General features: G+C 68.2%; 16 protein-coding genes and 1 pseudogene. 8 read left to right on the forward strand and 9 right to left on the reverse strand.

Translation table 11 applies throughout. From position 1 onward, the window contains the following. Nucleotides 1-14: 14 nt before the first annotated feature. Genes ASD15_RS21835 through ASD15_RS21845 form a run of 3 tightly spaced genes read left to right on the forward strand, consistent with a single transcriptional unit; the run spans nucleotide 15 to nucleotide 2,660 of the window. Entirely contained in the window at nucleotides 15-1,394 is a 1,380-nt protein-coding gene (locus ASD15_RS21835; RefSeq protein WP_057157108.1) for a UbiD family decarboxylase, read from the forward strand. A 57-nt stretch (nucleotides 1,395-1,451) separates the two neighbouring features. Continuing rightward, nucleotides 1,452-1,985 (forward strand): hypothetical protein, encoded by a 534-nt coding sequence (locus tag ASD15_RS21840; RefSeq protein ID WP_057157109.1) that lies wholly within the window; start codon nucleotides 1,452-1,454, stop codon nucleotides 1,983-1,985. Between the two features lie 54 nt (nucleotides 1,986-2,039). Then, complete coding sequence (locus ASD15_RS21845; protein WP_057157110.1) at nucleotides 2,040-2,660, forward strand: type 1 glutamine amidotransferase family protein; 621 nt, start codon at nucleotides 2,040-2,042, stop codon at nucleotides 2,658-2,660. On the opposite strand, the gene ASD15_RS21850 is transcribed toward ASD15_RS21845, so the two are convergent. The 9 genes and pseudogenes from ASD15_RS21850 to mrtJ form a co-directional block, all read right to left on the reverse strand. Continuing rightward, nucleotides 2,657-3,460 (reverse strand): enoyl-CoA hydratase, encoded by an 804-nt coding sequence (locus ASD15_RS21850; protein ID WP_057157343.1) that lies wholly within the window; start codon nucleotides 3,458-3,460, stop codon nucleotides 2,657-2,659. The genes ASD15_RS21845 and ASD15_RS21850 overlap by 4 nt on opposite strands. Before the next feature lie 103 nt (nucleotides 3,461-3,563). Beyond that, nucleotides 3,564-4,213 (reverse strand): FAD-dependent oxidoreductase (locus ASD15_RS21855; RefSeq protein ID WP_162249940.1); only part of this gene is annotated, 650 nt, incomplete at its 5' end. A 1-nt stretch (nucleotide 4,214) separates the two neighbouring features. Next, nucleotides 4,215-4,673, reverse strand: a pseudogene (locus ASD15_RS32520) (NAD(P)/FAD-dependent oxidoreductase); the annotation flags it as partial. Next, complete coding sequence (dsbD, locus tag ASD15_RS21860) at nucleotides 4,670-6,589, reverse strand: protein-disulfide reductase DsbD (protein WP_057157112.1); 1,920 nt, start codon at nucleotides 6,587-6,589, stop codon at nucleotides 4,670-4,672. The gene dsbD and the pseudogene ASD15_RS32520, both read right to left, overlap by 4 nt. A 19-nt stretch (nucleotides 6,590-6,608) precedes the next feature. Next, on the reverse strand, nucleotides 6,609-7,751 hold the full coding sequence (locus ASD15_RS21865; protein ID WP_057157113.1) for a DUF3570 domain-containing protein: 1,143 nt from the start codon (nucleotides 7,749-7,751) through the stop codon (nucleotides 6,609-6,611). Nucleotides 7,752-7,768: 17 nt separating this feature from the next. Continuing rightward, nucleotides 7,769-8,029: a DUF4266 domain-containing protein gene (locus ASD15_RS21870; protein ID WP_229418294.1), complete on the reverse strand. Its 261-nt coding sequence runs from the start codon at nucleotides 8,027-8,029 to the stop codon at nucleotides 7,769-7,771. Beyond that, complete coding sequence (locus ASD15_RS21875) at nucleotides 8,026-8,565, reverse strand: TlpA disulfide reductase family protein (protein WP_082552035.1); 540 nt, start codon at nucleotides 8,563-8,565, stop codon at nucleotides 8,026-8,028. The genes ASD15_RS21870 and ASD15_RS21875 overlap by 4 nt, the downstream gene beginning before the upstream one ends. Beyond that, nucleotides 8,562-10,760: a choice-of-anchor D domain-containing protein gene (locus tag ASD15_RS21880; RefSeq protein ID WP_082552036.1), complete on the reverse strand. Its 2,199-nt coding sequence runs from the start codon at nucleotides 10,758-10,760 to the stop codon at nucleotides 8,562-8,564. Before ASD15_RS21880 ends, ASD15_RS21875 begins: the two co-directional genes overlap by 4 nt. Nucleotides 10,761-10,808: 48 nt before the next feature. After that, nucleotides 10,809-11,171: a JDVT-CTERM system glutamic-type intramembrane protease gene (mrtJ, locus tag ASD15_RS21885; protein ID WP_082552037.1), complete on the reverse strand. Its 363-nt coding sequence runs from the start codon at nucleotides 11,169-11,171 to the stop codon at nucleotides 10,809-10,811. Nucleotides 11,172-11,353: 182 nt separating this feature from the next. Between mrtJ and ASD15_RS21890 the strand changes: the two genes are divergently transcribed. The 5 genes from ASD15_RS21890 to ASD15_RS21910 all read left to right on the forward strand — a co-directional run bounded on the left by ASD15_RS21890 (nucleotide 11,354) and on the right by ASD15_RS21910 (nucleotide 16,444). Continuing rightward, nucleotides 11,354-11,920 carry an RNA polymerase sigma factor gene (locus ASD15_RS21890; protein WP_057157114.1) on the forward strand — a complete coding sequence of 189 codons (567 nt, stop codon included), beginning with the start codon at nucleotides 11,354-11,356 and terminating at the stop codon, nucleotides 11,918-11,920. Continuing rightward, nucleotides 11,917-12,624 carry a zf-HC2 domain-containing protein gene (locus tag ASD15_RS21895; RefSeq protein WP_082552038.1) on the forward strand — a complete coding sequence of 236 codons (708 nt, stop codon included), beginning with the start codon at nucleotides 11,917-11,919 and terminating at the stop codon, nucleotides 12,622-12,624. The genes ASD15_RS21890 and ASD15_RS21895 overlap by 4 nt, the downstream gene beginning before the upstream one ends. Then, a complete protein-coding gene (locus ASD15_RS21900; RefSeq protein ID WP_057157116.1) occupies nucleotides 12,621-13,952 on the forward strand; it encodes a S8 family serine peptidase in 1,332 nt (443 codons plus the stop codon). Before ASD15_RS21895 ends, ASD15_RS21900 begins: the two co-directional genes overlap by 4 nt. 113 nt (nucleotides 13,953-14,065) lie before the next feature. After that, entirely contained in the window at nucleotides 14,066-15,451 is a 1,386-nt protein-coding gene (locus ASD15_RS21905; protein ID WP_057157117.1) for a glycoside hydrolase family 27 protein, read from the forward strand. 54 nt (nucleotides 15,452-15,505) lie between these two features. Beyond that, the gene (locus ASD15_RS21910; RefSeq protein WP_057157118.1) at nucleotides 15,506-16,444 is read left to right on the forward strand and encodes an alpha/beta hydrolase; all 939 of its coding nucleotides are present in this window, start codon (nucleotides 15,506-15,508) and stop codon (nucleotides 16,442-16,444) included. Nucleotides 16,445-16,481: the final 37 nt, after the last annotated feature.

A 16,481-nucleotide genomic window follows, 5' to 3' on the forward strand; every position in this document is an offset into this window, starting at 1 on the left:
TGAAAAGGGCAGACATGATCTCGCAAGACTTCCATCAATTCCTGCGCCAGTACCGCGAACTGCACCCCGAGGATGTGCTGGCGGTGCGCGAGGAGCTCGAGAGCGGGCAGGACGCAACCGCGCTGGTGTGGCAGCTGGCGGCGCAGAACCGCCATCCGCTGCTGGTGTGCGAGCGCGTGCGCGGCATCGACACGCCGCTGGTAACGAATATTTTTGCCTCGCGCGAGCGCGTGGGGCGCATGCTGGGCGTGGCGCCGGCCGGCATCCACACCGAGTACCAGGCGCGCAGCCGCAGGCTGGTGGCGCCGCGCCTGGTGGCGCACGGTCCGGTGCTGGACAGCGTGGTGCAGGAAGGTGTGGGAGCGGGCCGCGTCGACCTGCGCACGCTGCCCATCATCCAGCACTTCGCCACCGACCGTGGTCCCTACATTACCAACGCCATCCTGGTTGCCGAACATCCCGACACCGGCGTGGGCAACATGAGCTTCCACCGTTCCACGCTGCACTCGGCGAACGAGATCGCCACCAGCCTGCATTCGCGCGGCCACTTGTGGCGCCTGCTGCAGATCGCGCGCGAGCGCGGCCAGCCGCTGCCGGTGGCGATGGTGATCGGCGCCCATCCGCTGTTCATGCTGGCCGGCGCCGCGCGCCTGCCGTTCGGCGTGGACGAGCGCCACGTGGCAGGGGGCCTGCTGGGCGCTCCGCTGGACGTGGTGCGCACGCCCAAGTACGGCCTTGCCGTTCCGGCCTACGCCGAATTCGTGCTGGAAGGCGTGATCGACCCGGAAGCGCAAGTGCCGGAAGGCCCGTTCGGCGAATTCAGCGGCTACTCGTCGGACCGTTCCACCAACAACCTGCTGCGCGTGCACTCCGTGCTGCGGCGGCGCGACGCGGTGCTGGTCGATGTCGTCGGCGGCAATTCGGCCGAGCACCTGAACCTGGGCCGTATTCCGCGCGAGTCCGAGATGGTGGAAAAGCTGCGCGAGCGCTTCCCGAGCGTGACCGCCGTGCACTATCCCAGTTCGGGCACGCACTTCCACGCCTACGTGGCGGTGAAGCAGATGCGTCCCGGCGAGGCGCGCCAGATCATGCTTGGCTTGCTGGGCTGGGACCCCTACCTGAAAACCGTGGTGGCGGTGGACGAGGACGTGGACGTCACGCGCGACGAGGAGGTGCTGTGGGCGATGGCCACGCACGTGCAGCCGCACCGCGACGTGCTGGTCGTGGACGGCCTGCCGGGCAGCGCGCTCGATCCGTCCGCGTCCGGCATCGGCACCACTTCGCGCATGGGCGTGGACGCCACGCGCGGGCCGGATTTCGACGGCATCCGCGCGCGCATCGCGCCGGAGGCGCTGGCGCGCGCCAGCGCCATCCTGGCGCGCGCAATGGTGTAGCCAAAGTTGCAAGCTATGGGGTAGGATGCTGCCAACAAAACATATTTGAGGTGCAGCATGATTTCACTAAAACTGCTGGCCGCCGCCGGCCTGGTGGCAGTCTCCACGCTGGCGCTGGCCGCCGCCCCGGCCGCAGCCCCCGCAAGCACGGCGGCGCCCAGCGCCATGCAGGTCAAGGCAGCGTACGACCTGATGGCTGCGATGCAGGCGGAAAAGCTGACCCGTACCGTGGCCGGCGGCAGCCGCTTCGCCAACGAGCAGCAGCGCTCGGCCTTCATGGCCAAGCTCGATAAAGTGCCCGCAACGGAAGTCTACAGCCGCCTGTCCGCGCCGGTGGCCAAGCTGGTTTCGGCCGAGACGGCGGTCGAGATGACGCGCTTCTACCAGTCCACGTATGGCCAGAAAGTACTGCAGAAGACCTACAACGGCGGCCCGAGCATGTACGACTTAGCGCCCAAGCCGACGCCCGCCGAAAAGGCGGAGCTGGCCAAGCCGGCCTACATCAAGGCCGACAAGGAATTCCAGGCCGCAAAATCCGCCATCCGCCACGAAGTATTCGTGCTGGTGAGCCAGCTGGCGAAAGCGAAGTAAGGCGGAATTGGGCTAGCATGTGCCCATGACCGACTCTAATCCGTGGAGGTTGCGATGAAGATATACCTGGTTGTTCTGAATACCCTGGCCGATTGGGAAATCGGTTATTTGACGGCGGAGCTGCACAGCAAGCGCATGATGGCCGCCCCCGGCGTGGCATGCGAGATCGTGAAAGTGGGCCTGACCCCGGCGCCCATCGCCACCATGGGCGGCATCAGCATCACGCCCGACATCACCTTCGACGCGGTGCGCATGGAGGCGGATGATTTGCTGCTGATGCCGGGCGCGGACTCGTGGCAGGAACCGCCAACCGCACCATTGCTGGCCTTCGCCAAGGACATGGTGGTGCGCGGCCACCGCGTTGCCGCCATCTGCGGGGCCACCATCGGCCTGGCGCAGGCCGGCGCCCTGGACGACAGGCAGCACACCAGCAACGACAAGGGCTACCTCAAGACCGTCTGCCCCGGCTACACCGGCGAGCAGCGCTACGTCGACTCGCCAGCGGTACGCGACGGTAACCTGATCACCGCGTCCGGCCTGGCGCCGCTGGAGTTTTCGTATGAAGTGATGAAGATGCTGGGCCTGTTCCGGCCCGCCACGGTGGACGCCTGGTTCAAGCTGTATTCCACCCGCGAGCCGCAGTACTACGAAGCCTTGATGGCGTCGATGGGCTAAGAGGCTGCGCGCCAGGCCGGCTGGCGTTTTTCCAGGAAGGCGTCGATGCCCTCGCCGGCGTCCTCTTCCATCATGTTGCGCGCCATGACGTCGCTGGCGTAGTCATAGGCGTCGCCCAGCGGCATCTGCCGCTGGCGGTAGAACATGGCTTTGCCGTGGCGTATGGCTGCCGGGCTCTTGCCGACGATGTCGGCCACCTTGCGCGCCACGGCCGCGTCCAGCGCATCGTCGGGAACGGCGTCGTTGATCAGGCCGAAGTCCGCCGCCGTGGCGGCGTCGATGAAGCGCCCGGTCGCGAGCATGTCGAAGGCGCGCTTGGACGACACGTTGCGCGACAAGGCCACCGCCGGCGTGGCGCAGAACAGGCCGACGTTGATGCCCGAGACGGCAAAGCGCGCACTGCTGGCGGCAATCGCCAGGTCGCAGCTGGCGACCAGCTGGCAGCCCGCCGCCGTGGCAATGCCGTGCACCCGGGCGAGGACCGGCACCGGCAAGGCCTGGATCGCTTGCATCACCCGGCCGCAGCGGGCGAACAGCGCCTGGTAGTAATCCAGGCTGGGTTGCGCGCGCATTTCACGCAAGTCGTGCCCGGCGCAGAAAGCCTTGCCTTCGCCGGCCAGGACCACGCAGCGCACGGCCGCGTCCGTGGCCACCGCATCCAGCGCGTTCTGGAGGGCGTCCAGCATGGCTTCGGACAGCGCGTTGAACTGCGAGGGCCGGTTCATGCGCAGCGTGACAACGCCGTCGCGGTCTTCCCGCAGCAGCAAAGGGGTTTGTTCGGTCTGCATATTGGTCTCCATGTTGTTTTCCATGTCTGTTTCCATGTCTGTTTCCATGTGCTCCGCGCTGTCAAATTGTACAGACATTGCGGAGCACAGGGGAGAGCACGCAGCCTTGCCGGACTTACTGCTCCAGGTAGCGCTGGGCATCCAGCGCCGCCATGCAGCCGGTGCCGGCGCTGGTGATGGCCTGGCGGTAGATGTGGTCCTGCACGTCGCCGGCGGCGAACACGCCCGGCGCGGAGGTGGCGCTGGCCATGCCTTCGGTGCCAATGCGGGTCTTGATGTAGCCGTTGTGCATGTCCAGCTGGCCTTCGAAGATGCCGGTGTTGGGCTTGTGGCCGATGGCCACGAACAGGCCGTGCACGCTGATCTTGGTCTTGGCGCCGCCGGCGGTGGCCGCCAGCGTCAGGCCGGTCACGCCGCCCTGGTCGCCGGTCACCTCTTCCAGCGTGTGGTTCAGCTTCAGCTCGATCTTGCCTTCGCCAACCTTGGCCATCAGGCGGTCGATCAGGATGGCTTCGGCGCGGAACTTGTCGCGGCGGTGCACCAGGGTGACCTTGGTGGCGATGTTGGACAAGTACAGCGCTTCCTCGACGGCGGTGTTGCCGCCGCCGATGACGGCCACTTCCTGGCCACGGTAGAAGAAGCCGTCGCAGGTGGCGCAGGCGGATACCCCGCGCCCCATGAATTCCTGTTCGGACGGCAGTCCCAGGTACTGGGCCGACGCGCCGGTGGCGATGATCAACCAAGCGCCTGGCGCAGGAGCTGGTGNGCCGCCGATGACGGCCACTTCCTGGCCACGGTAGAAGAAGCCGTCGCAGGTGGCGCAGGCGGATACCCCGCGCCCCATGAATTCCTGTTCGGACGGCAAACCCAGGTACTGGGCCGACGCGCCGGTGGCGATGATCAGTGCGTCGCAGGTGTACTCGGCGCTGTCGCCGATCAGGCGGATCGGTTTCTCGCTCAGCTTGGCGGTGTGGATGTGGTCAAACACCATCTCGGTGTTGAAGCGCTCGGCGTGCTGCAGGAAGCGCTGCATCAGGTCCGGGCCTTGCACGCCCATCGCGTCGGCCGGCCAGTTTTCCACGTCGGTGGTGGTCATCAGCTGGCCGCCTTGTTCCATGCCGGTCACCAGCATGGGATTCAGATTGGCGCGCGCGGCGTAGATGGCGGCGCTGTAGCCGGCCGGGCCTGAGCCGAGTATCAGGACGCGGGCGTGTTTCTTGTTCATGGCGTTCCGCTTTGCGATAGTTGAGTTCCGCCCGCCCGCTGTGCGCGCTGCAGTTGCAGGATGAACGGTTCGGGCGGGATGAAGCCGATCAGGCGGCCTTGCGGGATCTCCTTGCCGCTGGCGTCGAACAGGATGATGCCGGGCGGCCCGAACAGGCTGAATTTCTTCATCAGCGCGCGGTCGTCGCCATTGTTCGCGGTGACGTCCACCTGGATCAGGCGCATTTTCTTCATCTCCGCGCTGACAGCGGCCTTGGAGAAAGTCATGCGTTCCATCTCCTTGCAGGCCACGCACCAGTCGGCATAGAAGTCCAGCAGTACCGGCTGCTTGGCCTCGGCCAGCACGGTCTCCAGCGCGGCGACCGTGCGGATGCGGGTGAAGCGCGGCTCGCCGTGGTCTTCCGCCGCCAGCGAAGCCGCATTGGCGGTCCCGCCGCGCAGGTGGGCCAGCGGCTGCAGCACGTCGCGCCCGGCGCTGGCGGCGCCCACCAGCTCGAACAGGCCGCCCACCAGCAACAGCAGGCCGAGCGCCTTGGCCGCATAGGCGCCCGGCTTGCTGCCCGGCGGCAGCGCCTGGCCAACGTGCAGGAACACGGCGCACAGGATGGCCAGGCCGCCCCACAGCATCATCATCACGGGGACCGGGAATACCGGCGACACCATCCACACCGCCACCGCGATCAGCAGCAGGCCGAATACCTTCTTCACGCCGTTCATCCAGGCGCCGGCGCGCGGCAGCAGGCTGCCGGCGGACAGGCCGGTCAGCAGCAGCGGCACGCTCATGCCGCACGCCATGGAGAACAGCGCCCAGCCGCCGATCCAGGCGTTGCCGGTCTGGCTGATGTAGAGCAGGGCGCCGGCCAGTGGACCGGCCACGCACGGGCCGACGATCAGTGCCGACAATGCGCCCATGGCGAACACGCCGACAAAACGGCCGCCGCGCAGCTTGCCGCCGGTCTCGCTCAGGCGCGACTGCAGGCCGCTCGGCAGCTGCAGCTGGTAGACGTCGAACATGGACAGCGCCAGGCCCACCAGCAAGGCGCCGAAGGTCAACAGCACCCACGGCTTCTGCAGTGCGCCGGCCAGGCCTTCGCCCGCCAGGCCCGCGCCCACCCCCAGTGCGGTGTACACCAGCCCCATGCCGATGCAGTAGGCGGTAGCCAGCAGCAGGCCACGGCTGCGCGACACGTTGCCTTCGCCGACGATGATGGAGGACAGGATGGGCACCATCGGCAGCACGCAAGGGGTGAACGAGAGCAGCAGGCCGAACACCAGGAAAGCGCCGCCGATGCGCCACAGGCTGCCGCTTTGCAGCGTGCGCTGGGCCAGGGTGCTGTCGTCCTCGGGCGGCGCCGCCGCTTGCGCAGCCGTGGCGGAGGGATTGCCTGCGCCGGCCGCCGTGGCCGTTTCTGCGGCAGCTGCGCTGCTTGTGGCGGCGCCGCCGTCCACAGCGGGGACTGTTGCCAGTGTGCCGGGCTGGCCCGGATCGACCTTGAAGGCCAGCTCCTGCGGCGGGTAGCACAGGCCCGCGTCCGCGCAGCCCTGGTAGCCCACGGTTAGCGTGAACGGCGCGGCGCTGCCACCGGCCAGCGGCAGCGTGACGGCCAATTGCCGCTGGTAGGTCTCCATCTCCTTGTTGAAGTTCTCGTCGAACTTGCGGATGCCGGGTGGTAGCGAAGGTTGCTCCAGCGCGCTGCTGCCCTTGAAGGCCAGCCGTTCGCGGTACAGGTGATAACCCGGCGCGATAGCCCAGGTCAGCACCAGCGTGCCGTTGTCGCGCAGCTCGCCGCGCAGCTGGAACGCCTGCTCGGGCGCGAGAAAGTCGTCGGCCGCCGCCGTGCCGGGCAGGCCGGCGAAAGCCAGCATGGCGCACAGCGCCAGCAGCCAGTTAAATAAACGTCGAAAAGCCCGTTGCATTACATCCTCCCAATTTGATTTACCACTGGCGCGTGAGGCCCAGCTGGATGCTGCGCGCACGCAGCGCGTCGAGGCCCGGGCTGCCGCTGTCGACGGCGCGCCACGCGCCGCGCTGCTGATAGGCTTCCACTTTCACGTCCACGGTCCAGTCGCGGCTCAATTCCTTGGCCACCTTGATCCCCAGCGTCACCGCGCCGAAGCCGGACAGGCGCTGGTCGGCCGACGAAAAGCGGGTGCTGCCAAACACGTAGCCCGGCGGGAACGGCTGGCCCAGCGCGGCGTCGTACACCGGGTCATAATAGAAGCTGGCCGCGCGCTGGGTGTGGTAACGCACGGACGGCGTCACCCGCCAGCCTTGCGCCAGCGGCTGCACGTACTCGGCGCCCAGCGTGTGCGCGCGGATGCCGTAGCTGTCGTTGTAGTAGCGGTAGCTCAGGCGCGAGGCGCCGCCGCTGCCCTCGTGGTGGTGGTTCCAGCGCGCCAGCAAGGTGTTCTGGTTGCGCTCGCGCGGCCGGTTGTCGAAGGCCTTGTACGGGTCGGAGAAGTAGCCGTGGCCGTGTGTGCGCGTCAGCGTCAGCTGCGCGAGGTCGCGCGGGGTGAGCACCTGGGTCACGCCCAGCATCAGATTGACGCTCTGGCGCGACTCGCTGCTGACGATCTTGTTGACCGGGTCGATCGCATCGTCCGAACCGCCCACGCCGAACGACCAGGTGGTGTTCTTGTCTTCGCTGGACACGGTGCCCGTCAGCGACAGCGCACGCGACACGTAGTCATGCTCGGTGGAGTAGGCCGCGCCCACCGTCACGCTGCCGCGCGGCAGGTAGCGGGTCACCGCGATATCGCCGGCGCGGCGGGTGTCCTTCATGCGCGAGGCGCCGGACACCGCCGTGTGGTAGCGCGGCGAAGCGCCGGACACATGGTCCGAGGTGAGGGAGCCGGACAAGGACCACTGGCCGGCGATCGGCGTCACCAGCGACACCGACGGCGAATCGACGTGGATCCGCTCCAGGCCGGACTGGCTTTCCTCGTACCTCAGGTATTTCAGGCTCAGGGTGCTGCGCTCCGGCGGCTCCTCGGCGTGCGCGGCCAGGCCCGGCAGCAGCAGCGCGGCCGCCAGCAGCGCGTTGCCCAGCGGGGGCAGGTCGGTTTTTTCTGTATTCATGCTAGTCCTTGTGCCGTTCAATTGCAGCCGCAGCCGCCGCCACCCACGCCGCTGCCGCCGGAGGCGGCTTCCTTGCTGGCGTAGATATGCTCGTTGTAGCGCGCTTCCAGCGGATCGCCGTCGATCAGCATTTCCGGCTTGGCCAGCACGCCTTTTTCCCACGCTTGCACCGGCTTGATGGCGCTGCAGCCGGCACCGGCGGCGGCGGTTGCGGCAACGGCCGCCAGCGCTGCCAGGCGCGCCAGCGCGCGCATGGCGGTATTGACGCGCGGGCTCACTTTTTCGCTCCCAGGGCGGCGCGGATGCGGCTCTCCAGTTCGGCGCGGTCGCCTTCCCGGAAACCGCTGTGCTCGAACAGGATCTTGCCGTCCGGCCCGATTAGCACGCTGCTCGGCATGCCCTTGATGCCGTACTGGCGCGGGGCGGCGCCGGCCGGATCGAAGGCGACCACGAAGCGGGCCGGGGTGTTGGCCAGGAAGCTGCGCGCGTCGTCGGTCTTGGCGTCGACATTGATGCCGACCACCTGCAGGCCTTGCGCGCCATACTTGGCCTGCATCTCATTCATCCACGGGAAGGAATGGCGGCAGGGGCCGCACCAGGAGGCCCAGAAATCCAGGTACACCAGCTTGCCCTGGTACTGCTCAAGGCGCACCGCGCCGGCAGTACCAGGCAGCTCGAAGGCCGGCGCGGGCTGGCCGGGGACGACCGCCGCGCAGGCCGGCTGCGCCAGCAGCAAAGCGGCGGCGGTGCCGCTGATGCCGATGACGGCCGCGAGTGCCCGATGGGCACGATTGCCCAGGCTGATGAAGTTCATGCTGCCTCCTGATCGTTGTGTTGGTCTTTGCCGGCGCGGCGCGCCGGCCCGCGCGCAACCCTGCGCCAGCCGATCACACCCAGCGCCAGCAGCACCAGGAGCGGCAGCATCGGGTCCTTGCCGTCCCGGGCGGCGGAGCAGCCGCCGCCACCGCTGTTCTGCGGCTGCGCAGTGGCGGGTGGGGGCACGGCGGCGCTGGCCAGGCCGGTCAGCGCGATAGTCCAGCTGGACGCGGCGTCGCCTTGCAGCTTGACCTCGCCGGCGCTGGCGCCGGCTGCGGTAGGTGCATAGCGCACCACCAGTTCGCAGGAGGCGCCCGGCTGCAGTGCAAACGGCGTGGCGGCGCAGCTGGTGCTGTCGGTGACGGCCGAGAACGGGCCGGTGAAGGTGGCGCTGGCCAGGTTGAGCGCAGCGCTGCCGGTGTTGGTCAGCGTGAAGCGCTTGGTTGGGGCGGTACCGCCGACAGTGACGGCGCCGAAATCGAACGATTGCGGCGATACGGCCAGCGCGGCGCCGGCCGGCACCGCCACGCCGTTGCCGGACAGGTTGAGGTTGAGCTGGGCGCCGCCATCGGTCATCAGTACCAGGCCGGCGCTGCGGGCGCCTGCCGCTGTCGGTTTGAAGGTGCTGTCTATGGTGCAGCTGGCCGCAGGGCTCAGCGTGCCGTTGACGGTGCAGCTGCCGCCCAGTACGAAGTCGCCGGGATGGGCGCCGCCCAGCAGCAGGCTGGCGATCTTCAGCGCCGCGCTGCCGTCGTTGCGCAGCACGGTGCTGCGCGCCGCCGAGCTCCTGCCGAGCTGCGTGTCCGCGAACACCAGCGGGCCGCCGTCCGACAGTACCGGTTTGGCCACGGCGGCCGTGGTGCCGGCGCCGGTGATGGCAACCTGCAGGTCCGGCGCGTTGGAGCGCACCAGCAGCGTGGCGGCCACGTTGCCGGCGGCGGCGGGGGCAAAGCTGAGCGGCACCACGCAGCTCGCGCCGATGGCCAGCGTAGCGCCGCAGGTGCCGGCGCCAGCCGTTATGGCCGTGGCGCCGCTGGCGGTGATCGAGCTGATGGCAAGAGCCACGTTGCCGTTGTTGGTCAGCGTGACGTTCTGGGTGACTGCCGCACCGCCCACGGTTTGCGCGCCGAAGGCCAGCGCGCTCGGATTGGCCGCCAATGCCGGTGCAGCGGCCGCGCCGCTGCCGGACAGGCCGATGGCGGCATTGCCGTTGGATGCGTTCGATACCAGGCTGACACTGGCGGAGAAGGCGCCCGCCGCAGTCGGCTGGGCCTGCACGGTCAGGGTGCAGTTGCCGCCGGCCGGTACAGGCGCCGCCGTGGAGCAGCTGCCGCCCAGCGTGAAGAAGCCGCTGTTGGCGCCGCCCAGTGCGATGCTGGTGAAACTGAGGGCTGCCTGGCCGCTGTTGCTGACGGTGATGGTCTGCGGGGCCGACGCGGTATTCACGACCAGTGCACCGAAGTTGACGCTGGTGGCCGACAGGGCGACGGTGGGCTGTGCCACGGCGCTGCCGGTGCCGCTCAGGGCAAGGGTGCTGGCGCCGCCGGTGGCGTTGTGGCCGATGGTGAGTGTGGCCGCGCGCGTGCCTGCGGCAACCGGCTTGAAGCTGACCACCAGGGAGCAGTTGGCGCCAGCGGCCAGCGCGCCGCCGGCGCTGCAGCTGCCGCCGCTGACGGCATAGTCGCCCGCAGCCGCGCCGCCCAGCGCGATGCTGCTGATGTTGAGCGCGGCCGAGCCGGTGTTGGCCAGCGTGGCCGTCAGGCCGGCACTGGTCTGGCCCACGGTGGTGCCGCTGAAGGCGAGGCTGGCCGGGGACAGCGAGGCGGCAGGCGCGGCGACCACGGTCGGGTCGCCGATGAAGGCTGCCAGGTCGGCCAGCTCGGCGGAGCTGAAGCGGCCGTTGAACAGCGCACCCATGCCGCCGCGATTGGCCGCGATGGCGGCGCTGATCACGGCGGGCGCATTGGCGGCGCGCAGGATGCCGTTGACGTTGCTGGCTGGATTGGGACCATGGCAGGACGCACAGGTGGCGCCGCCGCCCACCGGGCCGTTCAAATACAGGCTTTTGCCATTCAGGGCGTTCGGCGTCTGGGCCGACGCGGTGCCGAGACCGGCGCCAAGGATCAGCAGCGTGGCGAGGCCGGTGCGGCGGACTAGCCGCCGGCCCGGGTAATGCGGTGTGGATGGGGTCATCGTTGCTCCTGGTTGTGCTCTTGTTGGTAAGCCGGGTTGTTAATCTCGTTACTGAAAATTGATGCTGCAGGAAACATGGGCAAAGCCATTGCACAGGGCATGCGCGGCGGCGCATAGCCGCCAGTCCCGCCGGCGCCAGTACAGCAGGCCCATGGCCAGCCCTGGCGGGAACACAGCGGCGGCGGCGAACCAGCCGGCGCCAGCGTGCAGCAGGCTGAACCCGGCGGCCGGCGCCAGCATGGCGAGCGGCATATTCCCGGCCCAGCGCCGCATCAGCCATTCCTGCAGGCCGGCGCGCACTATCCACTCCTCCAGCAGCGGCGCCAGTACCAGCAGGCGCAGCAAGGTGGCAGGATCGGTCTTCAGCAGCGACGGGCCGCACAGGGCTGGGAGCAGGGGCAGGGTGGTCATGTCACACGGTCAATACTGTCAAGTCTGAAAAAGGTTCAAAGGAACGTGAAATATTTTTCCCGGAATGGCGGCGTGTAAAATGAATCAGAAATTTTTTGAACCTTTTCTGTGCTTGTGCGTATAAACCGTAGACAGGTAGAAATAACGAAGAAATAGCGAAGCAGCAGCGGAGAAACAGGCAGATGGGGAATTTGGCAGGGGCGGACGGCGGCGAGCCGCAATTGGTGCGGCAGATCGCCACAGGAGACCGGGCGGCGTTCCAGGCGCTCTACCGCATCTATTTCCCCAGGCTGGCCCGGTTTCTGGACCGCATGGTGCGCAACGCGCCGCTGCTGGAAGAGATCATCAACGACACCATGCTGGTGGTGTGGCAGAAGGCGCAGACCTATGATCACAGCTGCAAGGTGTCAACCTGGATTTTCGCCATCGCCTACCGCCAGGGCTTGAAGGCGGTGAACATGCTCGACGAGCCGGTGGAGTCGGACTTCGAGCAGCAGCCCGGTTGCGCCAGCCAGGAACCCGAGCAGGCCGCCTTGCAGCAGCAGATGCAGCAGGACGTCGGCCGTGCGCTGGAGGCGCTGCCGCTGGAGCAAAGGGTGGTGGTGAGCCTGGCCTATTACCACGACATGGCCTACCAGGAGATCGCGCAGACGATGGATTGCCCGGTCAATACGGTGAAGACGCGGATGTTTCACGCCCGCCAGCGCTTGCGCGGCATGCTGTCCGCACATATGGAAGAATTATCATGAGTAGCAATCAACTAGCGGATACGCATGGCGCGGTTCAGGCCTTGCTGCCGTGGTTTGCCAACGAGACCCTGGCCGCGGACGAGATGGCGCTGGTGCGCGAACATCTGCGTGCCTGCCCGCAGTGCCGCGAGGAGGCCGCCTGGCAGCAGCGCTTGCGCGCGGCCGAGCCTGCGCTGCCGCCGGGGCTGGACCCGGAACGCGCGCTGGCGCGCCTGATGCCGGAGCTTGGACCGCAGGAAGCGGGGCAGGCCGCGGCGCCGGCCGTGCCGCAGGCCGCGCGGCCAGCCGTACGGCCGTCTGCCGATGGCTGGCTGCAGCAACTGGCCGCACGCTGGCAGTCCCTGCTGTCCGGCGGCAGCGGCTGGATGCCGTGGGCGCTGGCAGGGCAGGGGATACTGATTGCCGGGCTGGTAGTCCAGCTGCTGCCTGGCGACGCGAGTGACTACCGGGCACTCAGCAGCGGCGGCAACGCCGCGCCGCCGTCCTCCGGCAACGTAGTGGTGATGTTCCGTCCCGACGCGCAGCTTGGCCAGGTGCAGCAGATCCTGCAGGCCCAGGGCGCACGCGTGGTGGACGGCCCGACCGTAACGGGCGCCTACGTGCTGGAGGTGCCGGACGCGCAGCAGGCGCAGACGCTGTCGGCGCTCAGGGGCTACCCCGCGGTGCAGCTGGCGGAGCCGCTCAACCCGCGGCGCGCGCCATGAAGCGCGCATGGCCATGGCTGCTGTGCTGCGCGCTGCTGGCCGGCGCGGGATCTGCGTTGTCCGCCGCCGCCGCCGCCCGGCAATCCGCGCCGCCAGCACCGCCAGCAACGCCCCAGGCGGCGCCGCAGCCTGCCGGCACGCTCCCCCAGCCGCAGGCGGCGTCCCCCCAGCCTGCGCGCGAAATCCTGGTCATGCTGCGCTTGCCCGCGACGCACTTCCGGCCGGATTCCTACTACCCGCCCAACTACCGCGACGACACAGGCCAGGCGGCGCGGCGCCGCACCGCCGAAGCGCTGGCCCGCGAATACGGCCTGCGCCTGCTGGAGGACTGGGCCATGCCGCTGCTGAACGTCGATTGCTACCGCATGGCCGAACCCGAGGGCGCCGAGCCGGGCAAGATCGTCGAGGCGCTGTCGCGCGACCCGCGCGTCAAGTGGGCGCAGCCGATAGGGACCTTTTCGGCGCAGGGCGGCAGCGACCCGCTGTTTCCGGTGCAGCCGGCAGCCCGGCAGTGGCAGCTGGCCGATATGCGCAAGGCCGCCACCGGCCGCAACGTGACGGTGGCGGTGATCGACAGCGGCGTTGAAGCTGCCCATCCCGACCTGGCCGGTCAGCTTGCCTTCCAGGAGAATTTCGTCGATGGCCAGCAGTACACCGCTGAACGGCATGGCACCGGCGTTGCGGGCGTGATCGCAGCGCGGGCCGGCAACGGCGTCGGCATCGAAGGCGTGGCGCCGGAAGCGCGCCTGATGGCGCTGCGGGCGTGCTGGGAACAGGCCGACGGCGCCACGCGCTGCAACAGTTTCACGCTCGGCAAGGCCATGAATTTCGCATTGATGCACGGCGCCCAGGTGATCAATCTCAGCTTGTCCGGGCCGCCCGACCGGTTGCTGCGTGAGCTGATCGACGTGGCGTGCGCGCGCGGCGTGCGCGTGGTCAGCGCGGTCGACCCGGCCAGCGCCGACGGCGGCTTCCCCGCCTCGCATCCCGGCGTGTTCGCCGCCACTGCCATGGTGGCGCAGATGGCGGCCGGACGCGTGCTGCTGGCGCCCGGGCGCGACATTCCCACCGCCGCCCCTGGCGCACGCTGGGACATGGTGTCCGGCTCATCCTACTCGGCGGCCCATATCTCGGGCATGATGGCTTTGCTGAGCGAGCTGCGGCCCGCCCTGGCATTGCCCAAGCTGCGCGCCGGCATCGTCACGCAGCCGGCCGGCCAGGCGCAGAACGCCGGCATCGACCTGTGCGCCACTGTGACCCAGCTGACAGGCAAATGCACCTGCTTGTGCGGCAGCACGGCGCAGCTGAAGGAAGTGCGCTCCCCGTAAGACAATTTTGCCGCCGGTTTGGTGAAATTCGCAATGGATCGGGAGCGCAGGGCGCGTTATGCTGCCCGCACAGCAATACCTCCGCCTGTCAACCATACTCCGCTCACGGTCTTATGATAAATCTGCCTCGCCGCCGCCTCCTTGCGACTTCGCTTGCCACCACTCTTGCCACCACGGTTGCCACAGCGGCAGCCCTGCCTGGCGCGCGCGCAGCAGCGCCGACAGCCCATGGAGGGGCGGCGCTGGCGCCCACGCCGCCGATGGGCTGGAACAGCTGGAACTCCTTTGCCACCACCATTACCGAGGCCCAGGCGCTGGAGAACGCGCGCATCATGGCGCAAAAGCTGCTGCCGTCCGGCTACGACATCTTCACGGTCGATATCCAGTGGTACGAGCCGAACGCCACCGGCTACGAGTACCGCAAGGACGCCGAATTGACGATGGACGAGTATGGCCGCCTGCTGCCGGCGCCGAACAGGTTTCCTTCTGCCGCAAAGGGCGGGGGCTTCAAAAGCCTGGCCGGCCAGGTGCACCGCATGGGCATGAAGTTCGGTATCCACGTCATGCGCGGCATTCCGCGCCAGGCGGTGCGCCTGAACACCCCGATCCTCGGTACGAAGCTGCGCGCACAGGACATCGCCGACACGAGCTCCATTTGCGGCTGGAACGGCGACATGTACGGCATCGACATGAGCCGGCCCGGCGCGCAGGACTACTACGATTCCATCTTCAAGCTGTATGCGTCCTGGGGCGTCGATTTCGTCAAGCTGGACGACATGTCGCGGCCCTACGAGAAAAACTGGCGCGAGGTTGAAGCGGCCCACAAAGCCATCCAGGCGTCCGGACGCGCGATAACGCTGAGCCTGTCTCCCGGCGAGACCGATCTCAAATGGGCCGGCCACGTGCCGCACTACGCGCAGCTGTGGCGTATCTCGGACGATTTCTGGGACGAGTGGAAACTGCTGAAGGAGCAGTTCCAGCGCCTGGAAAACTGGAATCCCACCATGGCGCCCAACGCCTGGCCCGATGCCGACATGCTGCCGCTGGGCCGCCTGGCGATGGGCGAGCGGGACACGAAATTCACCCCGGATGAGCAGCAGACGCTGATGACCTTGTGGAGCATCGCGCGCTCACCGCTCATCATGGGGGGCGACCTGCGGCGCCTGGATTCAGCGACACTGGCCTTGCTGACGAACCCGGAAGTGCTGGCCGTGAACCAGCAGAGCCACCAGAACCGGCCGCACCGCGCCGACCCGGGCACGCGCATCTGGAGCGCCCGCGCGAACGGCGACAAGCAAGCCCCGGTTTATTACCTGGCGCTGTTTAACACTGAAGACGCGCCGTTGGAGATAGAATTCGACCTGTCGCGCCTGAACTTTGGCGACAGGACGGTGGCGCTGCGCGACCTGTGGCGCCGCCGGGATCTGCCGCCCGTGCGCGGCGCTGTTCGCCAGGCCCTGGCTCCGCATGGTTCGGCGCTGCTGCGCGTGGCGGGCTGACCGGCGGCGCCCGGCTATCCCTTTATTCGAAGGTCACCATTAAGGAACGGAACGATGCGAATTGCACTGGCGGTTTTGGGCTCGGCCCTGTGTTTCACCTTGTCGGTTCCGGCGCTGGCGCAAAGCAGCGATGACGGCTACCGTACCGCTGCCCAGGTGGGCGCCGGCTACAGCGTGAATCCCAACATTACCTACCTGACCGCCAGCGGGCGTGACCTCAAGCTCGATGTCTACCAGCCCTGGCCGAGCAAGGCCGCCACGCCGGTGGTGCTGAATTTCCACGGCGGCGGCTGGGTGGCCGGCTCGCGCGAAGGCGACATCCTGCATCTGCTTCCCTACATGCAGATGGGCTTTGCAGTGGTCAATGTGGAATACCGGCTGGCCAAGACAGCATTGGCCCCGGCCGCAGTGGAAGACACGCTGTGCGCGTTGCAGTGGGTGGGCCGCAACGCCAAGCGCTTCAACTTCGACCTCGGCAAGGTGGTGACGACGGGCGGCTCGGCTGGCGGGCACCTGGCGCTGGCGACCGCGATGATGCCATCCGATTCGCCCTTTACCAACCAGTGCGCGGCCAACGATAGCTGGAGCGGACCGTACGCCAACGCGGCGCCGAAAGTGGCGGCCGTGGTCAACTGGTTCGGCATCACCGACGTGGCCGACATGCTGCAGGGGCCGAACGTGCGTTCCTACGCGGTGGCCTGGTTCGGCACCATGGACGGCCGCATGGAACTGGCGCGCCGCCTGTCGCCGCTCAGCCATGTGCGCAAGGACGGTCCGGCCGTGCTGACCATCCATGGCGACGCCGACCCGCTGGTGCCCTACGCGCATGCGCTGCGCCTGCAGCAGGCGATGGACAAGGCGGGCGAGAAAAACCAGCTGTTTACGATCAAGGGCGGCGGCCATGGCGGCTTCGCGCCCGAGCAGCATCAGCAAGCCTTCCAGGCCGTGCGCAGCTTCCTGCGCGAGCAAGGCATCACGGCGCCCGCACCATAGGGCGGGCCGCGGCAGTCGCTGGACTGGCTGCGCGGCC

Source organism: Massilia sp. Root351, assembly GCF_001425045.1.
In the GTDB taxonomy this organism is placed as follows: domain Bacteria; phylum Pseudomonadota; class Gammaproteobacteria; order Burkholderiales; family Burkholderiaceae_D; genus Rugamonas.

What these genes read in the sequence shown, in the direction of transcription:
- ASD15_RS21840 (WP_057157109.1), top strand. Translation starts at nt 1,452, where the DNA reads ATGATTTCACTAAAACTGCTGGCCGCCGCCGGCCTGGTGGCAGTCTCC.
- ASD15_RS21845 (WP_057157110.1), top strand. Translation starts at nt 2,040, where the DNA reads ATGAAGATATACCTGGTTGTTCTGAATACCCTGGCCGATTGGGAAATC.
- ASD15_RS21865 (WP_057157113.1), bottom strand. Translation starts at nt 7,751, where the DNA reads ATGAATACAGAAAAAACCGACCTGCCCCCGCTGGGCAACGCGCTGCTG.
- ASD15_RS21880 (WP_082552036.1), bottom strand. Translation starts at nt 10,760, where the DNA reads ATGACCCCATCCACACCGCATTACCCGGGCCGGCGGCTAGTCCGCCGC.
- ASD15_RS21895 (WP_082552038.1), top strand. Translation starts at nt 11,917, where the DNA reads ATGAGTAGCAATCAACTAGCGGATACGCATGGCGCGGTTCAGGCCTTG.
- ASD15_RS21900 (WP_057157116.1), top strand. Translation starts at nt 12,621, where the DNA reads ATGAAGCGCGCATGGCCATGGCTGCTGTGCTGCGCGCTGCTGGCCGGC.
- ASD15_RS21875 (WP_082552035.1), bottom strand. Translation starts at nt 8,565, where the DNA reads ATGAACTTCATCAGCCTGGGCAATCGTGCCCATCGGGCACTCGCGGCC.
- ASD15_RS21910 (WP_057157118.1), top strand. Translation starts at nt 15,506, where the DNA reads ATGCGAATTGCACTGGCGGTTTTGGGCTCGGCCCTGTGTTTCACCTTG.
- dsbD (WP_057157112.1), bottom strand. Translation starts at nt 6,589, where the DNA reads ATGCAACGGGCTTTTCGACGTTTATTTAACTGGCTGCTGGCGCTGTGC.
- ASD15_RS21850 (WP_057157343.1), bottom strand. Translation starts at nt 3,460, where the DNA reads ATGGAGACCAATATGCAGACCGAACAAACCCCTTTGCTGCTGCGGGAA.
- ASD15_RS21835 (WP_057157108.1), top strand. Translation starts at nt 15, where the DNA reads ATGATCTCGCAAGACTTCCATCAATTCCTGCGCCAGTACCGCGAACTG.
- ASD15_RS21905 (WP_057157117.1), top strand. Translation starts at nt 14,066, where the DNA reads ATGATAAATCTGCCTCGCCGCCGCCTCCTTGCGACTTCGCTTGCCACC.
- ASD15_RS21890 (WP_057157114.1), top strand. Translation starts at nt 11,354, where the DNA reads ATGGGGAATTTGGCAGGGGCGGACGGCGGCGAGCCGCAATTGGTGCGG.
- mrtJ (WP_082552037.1), bottom strand. Translation starts at nt 11,171, where the DNA reads ATGACCACCCTGCCCCTGCTCCCAGCCCTGTGCGGCCCGTCGCTGCTG.